Raw genomic sequence first — 13993 nt, 5'->3', positions numbered from 1 at the left:
TCACCCGTTCGACAACGTTGTCACCCACCTCGCGCAGTGATAAGTAGGTCTCGGGACACCAGTGGTGTCAAGGGTCTCGGAGGTGGTGTCGCCCGGTGTCGGACAGGTCTCAACTCGGGAAAGACTCACGGCCGAAGGCGCTTCCGATCTTGCCCAGTTGATCGGAGTGGACTATACCTGTCCGCGTCCGGGCGGCCGTGGCGCCGCGCCGGATCCGGGGGAGAGCGGCAGGCGGAGACGCCGCCGGGGGAACTTCACCGGGGCACACCCAGCACACCTGGCTTCAACTGACCCGCGGTGTCGGGCCCTTCGTCTACGGTGCGTGCGCAAGGGGAGACCGTCACACCGCCTGAGTCCTGGAGAAGGCGAGGACTTGAGCATGGGATCCACCAACGCGTTCGGCCGCGACGTCAGCCGCCGTGATCTGATCAAGCGCGCGATGGCCGCCGGCCTGGTCGCGGTACCGGCGATGGGCGTGCTGAGCGCCTGCGCCAGCGGGGACAGCGGCTCCGGCGACCAGGTCGACAAGGGCAGGAAGACGGACAAGAACCCGCTCGCCGTCAACGAGACCGCGCCGCTCGACGTCGTCATCTTCGACGGCGGCTTCGGCCAGCAGTACGCCAAGGACGCCGAGGCCGAGTTCAAGAAGGCCTTCCCCAAGGCCGACATCAAGCATTCGGCCACCCAGAAGATCCAGTCGACCCTCCAGCCCCGCTTCAACGGCGGCACCCCGCCGGACCTCATCGACAACTCCGGCGCCGAGCAGATGGACATGGGCACCCTCGTCGCCAAGAAGCAGCTGACCGACCTCAACGCCCTCCTCGACGCCCCCTCCATCGACGACCCGGCCAAGAAGGTGCGCGACACCCTCCGCCCCGGAGTCGTCGAAATGGGCCAGTTCGACGGCGACGAAACGTGGATCCTCTACTACGCCTACACCGTCTACGGAGTGTGGTACTCCAAGACCAATCTGGCGAAGCTCGACGCGCAGTACCCGGAGACCTGGGACGACATGCTGAAGGTCTGCGAGGCGGCGAAGAAGAAGGGCATCGCCGGCTGGACGTACCCCGGCAAGTACCCGTACTACCTGCCGTTCAGCCTCTACCCCTTCATCGCCAAGATCGGCGGCGTGGAGGTGCTGAACAGAATCGACAACCTGGAGCCGAACGCCTGGAAGGACCCGGCCGTCAAGGCCGCCTTCGAGGCCTACTACGAGCTCTACAAGAAGGGCTACATCCTCCAGGGCACCCCGGGCCTCACCCACATCGAGTCGCAGACCGCGTGGACCGAGGGCAAGGCCCTCTTCATCCCCAACGGCTCCTGGGTGGAGAACGAGTCGAAGAAGACCACACCCAAGGACTTCGGGATGGCCGTCGGCGCCCCCTCCAGTCTCGACAAGAGCGACAAGATGCCGTTCGGCACCCTCTGGGCCTCCGGCGGCGAGCCCTTCATCGTGCCGAAGAACGCCAAGAACCCCCAGGGCGGCATGGAGTTGCTGCGCACGATGCTCGGCAAGGCCTCCACCCAGAACTTCATCAAGCAGGTCTCCTCCCTCACCTCCTTCAACGGCGGCACCGAGGGCCTGGTCCTGCCCCCGGGCCTGGCCTCCTCCCAGGAGGCGCTCGCCAAGGCCGGGAAGAACGTCGTCAATCCCCGATTGCAGGACTGGTACGTCGCCCTGCAGAAGGAGAAGATCGGAGTGGGGGCGCTCGGCGAGATGATGGCCGGCCGGCTCACCCCCGACGAGGCGATCGCGAAGATCCAGAAGTACGCCGACGACACCGCGAAGGACAGCTCCGTCAAGAAGTACAGGCACAAGTGAGCGCACGTCACGGGCGGCACCCGCGAGGGCAGAACGGGGTCGGAGGGCATGCACCACGGTAAGTACCGCTTCATCGCGGGTTTTCTCATCCTGCCGCTGGCGATCTACGGGGTCTTCGTCATATCCCCGTTCGTCCAGGCCATCTACTACTCCTTCACCGACTGGACCGGACTGAGCCCCGAATTCTCGGTGACCGGCCTGGACAACTACCGGCGGCTGTGGAACGACGAGGTGTTCTGGACGGCCGTGGGGCACAACGTCCTGCTGCTGCTGGTGCTGCCGCTCGTGACGCTGGGGCTCGGGCTCTTCTTCGCCTTCATGCTCAACGTCGGCGGCCGCCGGAGGAAGAACGCGGCGGTCGCCGGCGTCCGGGGCTCCGGCGTCTACAAGGTCGTCTACTTCTTCCCGCAGGTGCTCTCGATCGCGATCGTCGCCCTGCTCTTCCAGTTCGCCTACAACCCCAACAGCGGCGCCCTGAACTCCTTCCTCGGCGCCGTCGGCCTGGACTCCGTGCGCCCCGAATGGCTCGGCGACCCGGACCTCGCCCTGTGGTGCGTCATGGCGGTGATGGTCTGGAGCAACGTCGGCTTCTACGTCGTCCTCTTCTCCGCGGGCATGAGCTCCATCCCCCGGGACTTCTACGAGGCGGCGCTGCTCGACGGCGCCAACCGCCTCCAGACCTTCTTCCGCATCACCCTGCCGCTGCTGTGGGACACCGTCCAGACCGGCTGGGTCTACATGGGCATCATGGCGCTCGACGGCTTCGCCGTCGTACAGATCATGACCGTGGGGCCGGGCGGTCCGGACTACTCCACCGAAGTGCTCTCCTACTACCTCTACACCAAGGCGTTCCGCGACGGGCAGGCCGGCTACGCGACCACGCTCGGCGTGGCGCTGCTCATCGTCACCCTGATCTTCGCGGGCGTCGTGATGAAGCTCGGCCGGCGCGAAAGGCTGGAGTTCTGATGGCGGCACCCGAGGATTCCCGCCCGGGCAAGGACCCCGGCCGGGGAATGGGCACCGAGGGCCGGGTCCTCAACGTCTTCTCGCACGGCGTCCTGGTGCTGTGGGCGCTCATGGTCACCCTGCCGCTGCTGTGGGCGGTGATGAGCGCCTTCAAGACCGACCGGCAGATCTTCACCTCGCCCTGGGCGCTGCCGGACGGGCTGCACGCCGGCGCCTGGGGGCGGGCCTGGTCCCAGGCGCACATGAGCCAGTACTTCCTCAACTCGCTCGTGGTCGTCGCCGGTTCGCTCGCCGGCACGATGCTGCTGGGCTCGATGGCCGCCTACGTGCTGGCGCGGTTCACCTTCCCCGGCAACCGCTTCGTCTACTTCCTCTTCGTGGGCGGCATGAGCTTCCCGGTCATCCTGGCGCTGGTGCCGCTGTTCTTCGTGATGAAGAACATGCAGCTGCTCAACACCTACCCGGGGCTGATCCTGGTCTACATCGCCTACTCGCTGCCGTTCACGATCTTCTTCCTCACCGGCTTCTTCCGCACCCTGCCCAGCTCGGTCGCGGAGGCCGCGCTGATCGACGGGGCCTCGCACACCCGGACCTTCTTCCAGGTGATGCTCCCCATGGCCAAGCCGGGACTGATCAGCGTCGGGATCTTCAACTTCCTCGGCCAGTGGAACCAGTACCTGCTGCCCGCCGTGCTGAACGTCGGCGACGAGGACCGCAAGCTCCTGCCCCAGGGGCTGGTGGCCCTCGCGGTGAACCAGGGGTACAAGGGAGACTGGTCCGGGCTCTTCGCGGGGCTGGTCATGGCCATGCTCCCGGTGCTCGCCGCGTACATCGTCTTCCAGCGCCAGGTCCAGGCGGGGCTGACGGCGGGCGCGCTGAAGTAGCGGGACCGGGCCATCCGTACCATGTGAACCCCGGCCGGATCGTGTCAGGACCTTGACGGTAGGCAACCCGGGCGGCTCAGCTTAGAGTTCAGATGTTGTACGGATGGCCGGGCCCCAGCGTTGTGGTCCGGCCCCTGGGACGGCGGTCGTGCCGTGCCGGCGAGGCGGGAGTGAATGGCGTGGAGACTCCGGGATCGCAGTCGTCGCTGCACCGGGCCAACCTGGAGCGGGTCGTACGCGCGGTGCGCATGGCGGGCTCGCTCACCCAGGCCGAGATCGCCCGGTCCACCGGGCTGTCCGCCGCCACCGTCTCCAACATCGTCCGGGAGCTGAAGGACGGCGGAACGGTCGACGTCACCCCCACCTCCTCCGGTGGCCGGCGGGCCCGCAGCGTCTCCCTCTCCGGGAACGCGGGCATTGTCGTAGGGGTTGATTTCGGACATACCCACCTCAGGGTCGCCATCGGCAACCTCGCCCACCGGGTGCTGGCCGAGGAGGCCGAGCCGCTGGACGTCGACGCCTCCGCCACGCAGGGCCTGGACCGGGCGGAACACCTGGTCAGGAGCCTGCTCGCGCAGACGGGCATCAGCCGGGAGAAGATCGTCGGGGTGGGGCTCGGTGTGCCCGGGCCCATCGACGTGGAGTCCGGGGTGCTCGGCTCCACCGCGATCCTGCCGGGCTGGGCCGGCACCAACCCCCGTGACGACCTCGCCGGGCGCCTGGGCGTCCCCGTCCACGTCGACAACGACGCCAACCTCGGGGCCCTCGGCGAGCTCGTCTGGGGCGCGGGCCGGGGCGCCGCCGACCTGGCGTACATCAAGGTCGCCAGCGGTGTCGGCGCCGGACTGGTGATCAACGGCCGGATCTACCGCGGGCCCGGCGGCACCGCCGGGGAGATCGGCCACATCACCCTGGACGAGGCGGGCCCGGTCTGCCGCTGCGGCAACCGGGGCTGCCTGGAGACGTTCACCGCCGCCCGCTACGTGCTGCCGCTGCTGCATTCGGCCCACGGGCCCGATCTGACGGTCGCGCGCATGGTGGAGCTCGCCCGCGAGGGCGACCCCGGCTGCCGGCGCGTCATCTCCGACGTCGGCCGGCACATCGGCAGCGGCGTGGCGAACCTGTGCAATCTGCTCAACCCCAGCCGGGTCGTGCTGGGCGGCGACCTCGCCGACTCCGGGGAACTGGTGCTGGCCCCCATCCGGGAGTCCGTCTCCCGCTACGCGATCCCGAGCGCTGCACGGCGGCTGGAGGTCGTCCCGAGCGCCCTGGGCGGCCGCGCGGAGGTCCTGGGGGCGCTGGCACTGGTCCTCAGCGAGATGGGCGACTCCAGCCTCCTGGACGAGCCCCGGCCGGCCGACGCCCCGGCCCCGGTGTAGGGCCTCCGGCGGATCGCCCCGAGCGGCGCCGGTGGCGGTGCTCGCGCCCGGAAGCCCTTCCCCCGCGACGGCGCCCGCGGCGTGCCGCGTCACTCGTGTGCCGCGCCACGCCGCCCTCTGCCCTTGAGTTCACGCAGATAACGAATGGCATCGTTGCCATCTCGTTAAGAATTTACTTCTTGACGCTCAGATTCCGGCCGAGTTGACTTCCAGCCACCTCGGCCGCAACGACGCGGCCTCGTCAGGGAGGTAATTCCACGTGAACACGCATCTGCGTCGTGCCGCCGTTGCCGTTGCCGCCGTTTCCATGGCCGCCGGGCTCGCGGCCTGTGGCAGTGCCAAGGAAGCCGGCGACAAGAGCGAGAAGAAGCAGGACAAGAAGGGCCCGGTCACCATCGGCCTGCTGCTTCCGGAGAACCAGACGGCCCGTTACGAGCGTTTCGACAAGCCGCTGCTCGAGAAGAAGATCAAGGAACTGGCGGGCTCCGACGCCACCGTCCTCTACGAGAACGCCAAGCAGGACGCCTCGCTCCAGCAGCAGCAGGTCGACACCATGATCACCAAAAAGGTCGACGCGCTGATCCTCGACGCCGTGGACGCGAAGTCGATCGCGAGCTCGGTGAAGAAGGCCAACGACAAGGGCATCCCCGTCGTCGCCTACGACCGCCTGGCCGAGGGCCCGGTCAAGGCCTACACCTCCGTCGACAACGAGCGCGTGGGCAAGATCCAGGGCGAGGCGCTGCTGAAGGCGCTCGGCGACGACGCCGCCAAGGGCCAGATCGTCATGATGAACGGCGCCATCACCGACCCCAACGCCAAGATGTACAAGGACGGCGCCCACTCCGTGCTCGACGGCAAGGTCAAGATCGGCAAGGAGTACGACACCCAGGAGTGGAAGCCGGAGAACGCCAACGGCAACATGAAGGGTGCCATCTCCGCGCTCGGCAAGGACAACATCGTCGGCGTCTACTCCGCCAACGACGGCATGGCCGGCGGCATCATCACCGCCCTGCACAGCGCCGGCTTCGACAAGCTGCCCCCGGTCACCGGCCAGGACGCCGAACTCGCGGCCGTCCAGCGCATCCTCACGGGCGAGCAGTTCATGAGCGTCTACAAGCCCTACAAGCCCGAGGCCGATGCCGCTGCCGAGCTCGCCGTGGCGCTGGCCGAGGGCAAGTCCCTCGACTCCATCGCCAAGTCCACCGCCGACAGCGGCACCCAGAAGAAGATCCCCGCCGTCATCGTCACCCCCACCTCGCTGACCAAGGACGAGATCGCCCAGTACGTCGGCAAGGAGGGCTTCTTCACCCTCGACGAGATCTGCACGCCCAAGTACAAGGCGCAGTGCGACCAGGCCGGACTGAAGTAGGCCCCCAGGCTGCCGCCGGCGACGGCGGTGAAGGAGTGATTCACGTGTCCGCTACGCCCGTGCTGGCGTTGCGCGGAATCTCCAAGCGGTTCGGTGCGGTGCAGGCGCTCACCGACGTGGAGCTGGAGATCCACCCCGGCGAGGTGGTCGCCCTGGTCGGCGACAACGGCGCCGGCAAGTCCACCCTCGTCAAGACGATCGCCGGAGTCGGCCCCGCCGACGACGGCGTCATCGAATGGGAGGGGCGCCCGGTCACCGTCGACCGGCCGCACGTCGCCCAGGAACTGGGCATCGCGACCGTCTACCAGGACCTCGCCCTCTGCGACAACCTCGACGTCGTCGGCAACCTCTTCCTCGGCCGCGAGATCACCCGGGCCGGGGTGCTGGACGAGGTCGAGATGGAGCGCCGCTCCCGGGAGCTGCTGTCCACCCTCTCGATCCGCATCCCCAGCGTGCGGATCCCCATCGCCGCGCTGTCCGGCGGGCAGCGGCAGACCGTCGCCATCGCCCGTTCGCTGCTCGGCGAGCCCAAGGTCGTCATCCTCGACGAGCCGACGGCCGCCCTCGGCGTCGAGCAGACCGCGCAGGTCCTCGACCTGGTCGAGCGGCTGCGGGAGCGGGGGCTGGGCGTCATCCTCATCAGCCACAACATGGCGGACGTCAAGGCCGTCGCCGACCGCGTCGCCGTGCTCCGGCTCGGCCGCAACAACGGCACCTTCGAGGTGGCCGGCACCAGCCAGGAAGAGATCATCTCCGCCATCACCGGCGCCACCGACAACGCCGTCACCCGCCGCCGGGCACGGACCGCCGCGGGCGAGAAGGGGGAGGGGGAGAAGTGACCACCGACCTGTCCAAGACCGAGGCCGCCGGCGAGGGCGAGCCGCAGGACGCCCCGCCCGCCGCGGCGGGGGCCGTCACCGCCGTCGACCCCCGGCTGCTGGTGCGCCAGGAGGGCTTCGCCGGCTACTGGAGCGAGTTCCGGCGCAAGATGCGCAGCGGAGAGCTGGGCTCGCTGCCCGTGGTCGTCGGGCTGATCGTCATCGGCCTCGTCTTCCAGCTGAGGGACTCCGCCTTCCTCGGGCCGGAGAACCTCTCCAACCTGTTCGTCACCGCCGCCGGCACCGGGCTCATCGCGGTCGGCATCGTCTTCGTGCTGATCCTCGGCGAGATCGATCTGTCGGTGGGCTCGGTCAGCGGCCTGGCCGCCGCGGTCTTCGCGGTACTCAACATCAACCACGGCGTGCCGGAATGGCTCGCCCTGGTGGCCGCCGTCCTCTCCGGCACCGTCATCGGCGCGCTGCACGGCTTCTTCTTCGCCCGCATCGGCGTGCCCGCGTTCGTCGTCACCCTGGCCGGCCTGCTCGGCTGGAACGGGCTGATGCTCCAGGTGCTGGGCTCCAACGGCACCATCAACCTGGACGACTCCGGGCTGGTCGCGGACCTGACGAACCACTACTTCAGCGACGTCGCCGCCGCGTACGGACTGGCGACGCTGAGCGTCGCCGCGTTCTTCCTGCTCTCCTGGCGCGACAGCAGGCGTCGCGAGGCCGCGGGCGTCCCCAGCCGCCCGCTCAGCGAGATCGTCCTGCGGACCGTCGCGCTGGCCGTGCCCGCCTATGTGGTGGCCTGGCTGTTCAACCAGTACAAGGGCCTGCCGCTGGCCGTGGTGATCTTCCTCGGGGTGGTCGTCGCGCTCGACCTCGTGCTGCGCCGCACCTCCTACGGGCGGAAGATCTTCGCCCTCGGCGGCAGCATCGAGGCGGCCCGCCGGGCCGGCATCAACGTGGCGGCCGTGCGGATCTCGGTCTTCGCGCTGTCCGGCACGATGGCCGGCCTCGGCGGCATGTTCCTGGCCTCGCAGATCAACGCGGCGAACCAGTCCTCGGGCGCCGGCAGCCTGCTGATGAACGCCATCGCGGCGGCCGTCATCGGTGGCACCAGCCTCTTCGGCGGCCGGGGCAAGACCTGGTCCGCGCTGCTCGGCGTGCTGGTGATCCAGTCGATCGCCTCCGGCATGGCGCTGCTGGGCATCGCCTCCGCCGTCCAGTACATGATCACCGGTGCGGTGCTGCTGGCCGCCGTCGTGATCGACTCGGTCTCGCGGCGGACCCAGAAGACGGCCGGACGGGCCTAGCGCCTGGCCGGCGGCTCACCGTGAACGCAGCGGTCGCGGTGATCGCTTGTGCCGCCGGCCCCTCGCCGCGGTGGCTTGTCGCCGTCGCGGCGGGTCGTTCCACCCGGCGGGAGCCGCCGGTGAGCGCCGGCCGACGTCGCGTACACGGCCGGCGGGCCCGGACCGTTTCCACGGTCCGGGCCCGCTGTCGTGCCGTGAGCCGGAGGCGTCAGCTCACGTTGAGTGCCGCGTCGTCGACGACGAAGTCCGTGGCCAGGGAGGAGTCCTCGGTGCCGGTGAACTTCAGGGTCACCGTCTGCCCCGCGAACGAGGACAGGTCGTAGGACTTCTGGACGTAGCCGGTGGCCGCGTTGGCGTTGGACCACGAGGCCAGCGTGGTGGAGCCCGCCTGGAGGGTCAGCTTGTCGTAGGCGGTGCTGCCGCTTTCCTTGGTGCCGATGTGCAGCCAGAAGCTCAGCGTGGCGTGGCAGCCGGCCGGGACGGTCACCGTCTGCGCGAGGGTGTCGGTGTGGGTGCTGCCGTAGCCGTCGAGCCATGCCTTCCAGGAGCCGGAGTGGGCCGGCTGCGAGGAGCTGTTGTCGATCACGCCGGACGTCGCGGTCCAGGGGCTCGCCGAGCCGGTCTCGAAGCCGGGGTTGCCGAGCAGCTGGGCGGCCGTGCAGCCGCCGCCGCTGCCGTTCACGGTCCAGGTGAAGGACGTGCTGCCGCTCGCCCTGGTGCCGTCCTGGGCGGTCACGGTGACGTTCGAGGTGCCCGGGGTGGTGGGCGTGCCGCTGATGACGCCGGTCGAGGCGTCGACGGACAGCCCGGCGGGCAGTCCGGTGGCGGAGTAGGTCAGCGACTGGGTGGTGTCCGAGTCGGTGGCCTTGATCTTCAGTGAGACGGCCGTGCCCACGGTGGTGGTCTGGTTGCCCGGGTTGCTCACCGTGACGGTGTTGCCGCCGGTGGAGCCGGAGGTGAAGGCGCCGGTGCCGCTGGGGGTGCCCAGCCCGGTGGGGCCGTCGTAGCCGGTGCCCGCGGTGCACAGGTAGGAGGGGGAGCAGCTGCCGTTGGAGCCGGAGGTCACGTCGTTGAGCGCGCCGGTGCGGGCGTAGGGGTACGAGGCCGGGTAGCTGCCCGCGGCCGGGGTGCCGGCCAGGGCGTACACGGCGGCGATGATCGGCGCGGAGGCGCTGGTGCCGCCGTAGACGTTCCAGCCGCCGGCCTGGTAGCTGTCGTAGACGGCGAGGCCGGTGGCGGGGTCGGCGACGGCCGAGACGTCCGCGACGGACCGCTTGGCGCAGCCGGTGTCCCGCTGCCAGGAGGGTTTGGCGTCATAGGCGGAGCAGCCGGAGCCCGCGCCCTGGCCGCCCGCGCCGGAGCCCCAGACGGACTCGCTCCAGCCGCGGCTGTTGCCCGCCCGGCTGAGGGAGGTGCCGCCGACGGCCGTCACGAACCGGGAGGCGGCCGGGTACTCGACGCCGTAGCCGCTGTCGCCGGAGCTGACGGTGATCGCCACGCCGGGGTGGTCGAAGTAGGCGGAGTCGGAGGTGGGGTCGGTGCTGTCCTCGCCGCCGCCGTAGCTGTTCGAGACGTACTTGGCGCCCATGGTGACGGCCCGGTTCACGGCCGCGCCGAGGTCCTCCATGGTCGCGCCGTTGGCCTCGACGAGGAGGATGTGGCACTGCGGGCAGACGGCGCTGACCATGTCGACGTCGAGGGATATCTCGCCGGCCCAGCCGGAGTCGGCGGTCGGGTAGTTCGTGCCGCCGTTCTGGTCGACCTTCTTGAAGCAGCCGTTGGCCGTGGTGCAGGCGGGCAGGCCGTACTGGGAGCGGTAGGTCGCGAGGTCCTGCTCGGCGTTGGGGTCGTCGTACGCGTCGATGATCGCCACTGTCGTGCCGGCGCCGGCGTCGGCCGGCAGGGCGTAGGCGCTGCGCAGGTCGGTGGGGCCGTAGCCGGAGGGCGCGGCGTTCGCGCTGAGGCCGAGGTGCGGGGCGACGTCGGTGCGGGCCAGGGCCTGGCAGGCCATCCGGCCGGGCGCGGTGGGCCGCGAGCACAGCCGCTTCGTGGGGACGGCGTCCGGGGAGTGCGCGGCCGAGGAGTGCGTGCCCGACGCGTACGTGCCCGACGCGTGCGGGGCCGGTGCCGCGGCGGCGCCGGGGGCGGCGGCGATCAGGCCACCGGTGACCAGCGCCGCGAGGGACAGCAGCGCGGTGGTGGCGCCGTGGGCCCGTCTGGACCGGAAGGATCTCTTCGAATGCACGGAAGCCCTCCATGGGGGGTGGAAGTGCCCTGGTGTGCGGGCACGGCGATGAGGCACACCCGCATGAATGTCGCGGGCATGACAAAATCAGCGCCGGAAAAGTGCCACCCCGGTGGGTGGTGGCACGGATCGAACGTAGCGACGCCCGTTCCCAAGGAACAACCGGCCCGACGGCAAAGGCTTGCTATCGGACGCACCCCTTCCGTACGCGCCCTCAGGGCCTGTCACCGACGGCCTGTTCGAGTTGTTCGAACGCCTGCTGCGCCGATCGCGTGACATACGTCGCCTCACCCGTTCACCGGCATCGCGGGCGGAACATTAGACTCGACGGATCCAGAGGCCTCCGGCCTCTACCGCACGTTTCCGCAAGCCCGACAGCTCGATGAAGGAGGCACGGGTGGCCCTGCTGACCCGCATCAGGGAACCGCGCGACCTGGACCGGCTCAGCCCGGAGCAGCTCGACCGGCTCGCCGCGGAGATCCGCTCCTTCCTGGTCGATGCCGTCGCCAAGACCGGCGGTCACCTGGGCCCCAACCTGGGCGTGGTCGAGCTCACCATCGCCCTGCACCGCGTCTTCGACTCCCCGAAGGACAAGGTCCTCTTCGACACCGGGCACCAGGCGTACGTCCACAAGCTGCTCACCGGCCGCCAGGACTTCTCCAGGCTGCGCGCGAAGGGCGGCCTGTCCGGCTACCCCTCCCGGGCCGAGTCCGAGCACGACGTCATCGAGAACAGCCACGCCTCGACGGTGCTCGGCTGGGCCGACGGCCTGGCCAAGGCCAACCAGATCCTGGGCAAGAAGGACCACGTCGTGGCCGTCATCGGCGACGGCGCCCTGACCGGCGGCATGGCCTGGGAGGCGCTGAACAACATCGCCGTCGCCAAGGACCGCCCGCTCGTCATCGTCGTCAACGACAACGAGCGCTCCTACGCGCCCACCATCGGCGGCCTGGCCAACCACCTGGCCACCCTGCGCACGACCGACGGCTACGAGCGCTTCCTGGCCCGCGGCAAGGACCTGCTGGAGCGCACCCCCGTCGTCGGCAAGCCCCTCTACGAGACGCTGCACGGCGCCAAGAAGGGCCTGAAGGACTTCATCGCCCCGCAGGGCATGTTCGAGGACCTGGGCCTGAAGTACGTCGGCCCCATCGACGGCCACGACATCGAGGCCCTGGAGTCCGCGCTGCAGCGCGCCAAGCGCTTCAACGGCCCCGTCCTGGTGCACTGCCTCACCCAGAAGGGCCGCGGCTACAAGCACGCCGAGCAGCACGAGGCCGACCGCTTCCACGGCATCGGCGCCATCCACCCCGACACCGGTCTGCCGGTCGCCTCCGGCGGCGCCAGCTGGACCTCCGTCTTCGCCGACGAGATGGTCGAGCTCGGCCGGGAGCGCGAGGACATCGTCGCCATCACCGCCGCGATGATGCAGCCGGTCGGTCTGCACAAGTTCGCCGAGGCGTTCCCCGAGCGCGTCTACGACGTCGGCATCGCCGAGCAGCACGCCGCCGTCTCCGCGGCCGGCCTCGCCACCGGCGGGCTGCACCCGGTCTTCGCCGTCTACGCCACCTTCCTCAACCGCGCCTTCGACCAGGTGCTGATGGACGTGGCCCTGCACAAGTGCGGCGTCACCTTCGTCCTCGACCGGGCCGGCGTCACCGGCGACGACGGCGCCTCGCACAACGGCATGTGGGACATGTCGATCCTCCAGGTCGTCCCCGGCCTGCGCATCGCCGCCCCGCGCGACGCCGACCAGGTCCGCGCCCAGCTGCGAGAGGCCGTCCAGGTCAAGGACGCCCCCACCGTCGTGCGTTACTCGAAGGGCACCGTCGGCCCGGCCGTCGAGGCCGTCGGCCGCGTCGGCGGCATGGACGTGCTGCGCCGCCCGGCCGAGGACGTCACCGGTGCGGACGTCCTCATCGTCTCCGTCGGCGCGCTCGCCCCGATGTGCCTGGAGATCGCCGACCTGCTCGACAAGCAGGGCATCTCCTCCACCGTCGTCGACCCGCGCTGGGTCAAGCCCGTCGACGAGGCGCTGCCCGGCCTCGCCGCCGAGCACCGGGTCGTCGTCACCGTCGAGGACAACGGCCGGGTGGGCGGCGTCGGTTCGGCCGTCGCCCAGGCGCTGCGCGACGCCGGCGTCGACCACCCGCTGCGCGACTTCGGCATCCCGGCGCGCTTCCTCGACCACGCCTCACGCAAGGAGGTCATGGCCGAGATCGGGCTCACCGCCCCCGACATCGCCCGCCAGGTGACCGGCCTCGTCGCCAAGCTCGACGGCCGGTTCGAGGAGGCCGAGCAGGCGGCCGACGCCGACGCCGACGCCGGCGCCGCCACCGGTGCCGCGACCGCGGACGTCGCCGGCGACTGACGCCCCGCCACCGCACCCCGAGGGCCGTCCGGAAACCACCCAGTGGTCCGGGCGGCCCTTCCGTATGCCTGCACCCGTCCTCGATCGGGTGAATCCTGGGGAGGGTGGCTGTGGTCACCCGTACGTGGGCCGGATCATCGCGGACACTCGCTCAGTTCAGGGACGAGCGACGTCGAGCAGGTGGAGGTGAGCCGATGAGCACAGCGGAACCCACCCGGAGCGGCCGCGGCAGGAGCGGCATCTTCCGGACCAAGACGGTGGAGCAATCCATCCAGGACACCGAGGAGCCGGAGCACGCGCTCAAGAAGTCCCTCTCCGCCCTGGACCTGACGGTCTTCGGCGTCGGCGTCGTCATCGGCACCGGCATCTTCGTCCTCACCGGCAAGGTTGCCAAGGAGAACGCCGGCCCCTCGGTCTCGCTGGCCTTCGTCATCGCCGGCGTCGCCTGCGGTCTCGCGGCCCTGTGCTACGCCGAGTTCGCCTCCACCGTGCCGGTGGCCGGGTCGGCGTACACCTTCTCCTACGCCTCCCTCGGCGAACTGCCGGCGTGGATCATCGGCTGGGACCTGATCCTGGAACTGGCGCTGGGCTGCGCGGTGGTCGCCGTCGGCTGGTCCGGCTACATCCGCTCGCTGCTGGACACCGCCGGCTGGCACCTGCCGGGCGCGCTGACCGGCCCGCACCACGGCACCTTCGGCTTCGACATCCTCGCCTGCGCCCTGGTGCTCGTCCTGACGGCCATTCTGATCGCGGGCATGAAGCTCTCGTCGCGGGTGACGGCGATCGTCGTCGGCGTGAAGGTCTCCGTCGTCCTCATCGGCAGCTT

Annotated in this window: 10 protein-coding genes; 9 read left to right on the top strand and 1 reads right to left on the bottom strand. The window is 70.1% G+C overall.

Features of this window, described 5'->3' with window-relative positions; genetic code table 11:
- Positions 1-379 precede the first annotated feature (379 nt).
- From ngcE to AB0K09_RS04825, 7 genes are all read left to right on the top strand, one after another.
- The gene (gene ngcE, locus AB0K09_RS04855) at positions 380-1822 is read left to right on the top strand and encodes an N-acetylglucosamine/diacetylchitobiose ABC transporter substrate-binding protein (RefSeq protein ID WP_366063851.1); all 1443 of its coding nucleotides are present in this window, start codon (positions 380-382) and stop codon (positions 1820-1822) included.
- A gap of 48 nt (positions 1823-1870) precedes the next feature.
- Complete coding sequence (locus AB0K09_RS04850; RefSeq protein WP_366063850.1) at positions 1871-2788, top strand: sugar ABC transporter permease; 918 nt, start codon at positions 1871-1873, stop codon at positions 2786-2788.
- Positions 2788-3672 carry a carbohydrate ABC transporter permease gene (locus AB0K09_RS04845; protein WP_366063849.1) on the top strand — a complete coding sequence of 295 codons (885 nt, stop codon included), beginning with the start codon at positions 2788-2790 and terminating at the stop codon, positions 3670-3672. Before AB0K09_RS04850 ends, AB0K09_RS04845 begins: the two co-directional genes overlap by 1 nt.
- A gap of 179 nt (positions 3673-3851) precedes the next feature.
- Positions 3852-5051: an ROK family transcriptional regulator gene (locus tag AB0K09_RS04840; protein WP_366063848.1), complete on the top strand. Its 1200-nt coding sequence runs from the start codon at positions 3852-3854 to the stop codon at positions 5049-5051.
- 307 nt (positions 5052-5358) lie between these two features.
- Entirely contained in the window at positions 5359-6420 is a 1062-nt protein-coding gene (locus tag AB0K09_RS04835; RefSeq protein WP_366063870.1) for a substrate-binding domain-containing protein, read from the top strand.
- A gap of 35 nt (positions 6421-6455) precedes the next feature.
- The gene (locus AB0K09_RS04830) at positions 6456-7259 is read left to right on the top strand and encodes an ATP-binding cassette domain-containing protein (RefSeq protein ID WP_366063847.1); all 804 of its coding nucleotides are present in this window, start codon (positions 6456-6458) and stop codon (positions 7257-7259) included.
- Positions 7256-8554 carry a sugar ABC transporter permease gene (locus tag AB0K09_RS04825; protein WP_366063846.1) on the top strand — a complete coding sequence of 433 codons (1299 nt, stop codon included), beginning with the start codon at positions 7256-7258 and terminating at the stop codon, positions 8552-8554. The genes AB0K09_RS04830 and AB0K09_RS04825 overlap by 4 nt, the downstream gene beginning before the upstream one ends.
- Positions 8555-8762: 208 nt before the next feature.
- On the opposite strand, the gene AB0K09_RS04820 is transcribed toward AB0K09_RS04825, so the two are convergent.
- The gene (locus AB0K09_RS04820; RefSeq protein ID WP_366063845.1) at positions 8763-10799 is read right to left on the bottom strand and encodes a putative Ig domain-containing protein; all 2037 of its coding nucleotides are present in this window, start codon (positions 10797-10799) and stop codon (positions 8763-8765) included.
- A gap of 397 nt (positions 10800-11196) precedes the next feature.
- Here AB0K09_RS04820 and dxs point away from each other — a divergent pair, with 397 nt between their 5' ends.
- Positions 11197-13167 (top strand): 1-deoxy-D-xylulose-5-phosphate synthase, encoded by a 1971-nt coding sequence (dxs, locus tag AB0K09_RS04815; protein ID WP_366063844.1) that lies wholly within the window; start codon positions 11197-11199, stop codon positions 13165-13167.
- 194 nt (positions 13168-13361) lie between these two features.
- Positions 13362-13993: amino acid permease (locus AB0K09_RS04810; RefSeq protein WP_366063843.1), on the top strand; the 632-nt coding region annotated here is incomplete at its 3' end.

This window comes from Streptomyces sp. NPDC049577 (genome assembly GCF_040675635.1).
In the GTDB taxonomy this organism is placed as follows: Bacteria; Actinomycetota; Actinomycetes; order Streptomycetales; family Streptomycetaceae; genus Streptomyces.
Note: the sequence above shows the minus strand (reverse complement) of the source record. Positions and strands in the feature narration are given on the sequence as shown.

Excerpts from the sequence above, each read along its gene's own strand:
- AB0K09_RS04850 (WP_366063850.1), top strand. The coding sequence starts at position 1,871 with ATGCACCACGGTAAGTACCGCTTCATCGCGGGTTTTCTCATCCTGCCG.
- AB0K09_RS04845 (WP_366063849.1), top strand. The coding sequence starts at position 2,788 with ATGGCGGCACCCGAGGATTCCCGCCCGGGCAAGGACCCCGGCCGGGGA.
- ngcE (WP_366063851.1), top strand. The coding sequence starts at position 380 with ATGGGATCCACCAACGCGTTCGGCCGCGACGTCAGCCGCCGTGATCTG.
- AB0K09_RS04835 (WP_366063870.1), top strand. The coding sequence starts at position 5,359 with ATGGCCGCCGGGCTCGCGGCCTGTGGCAGTGCCAAGGAAGCCGGCGAC.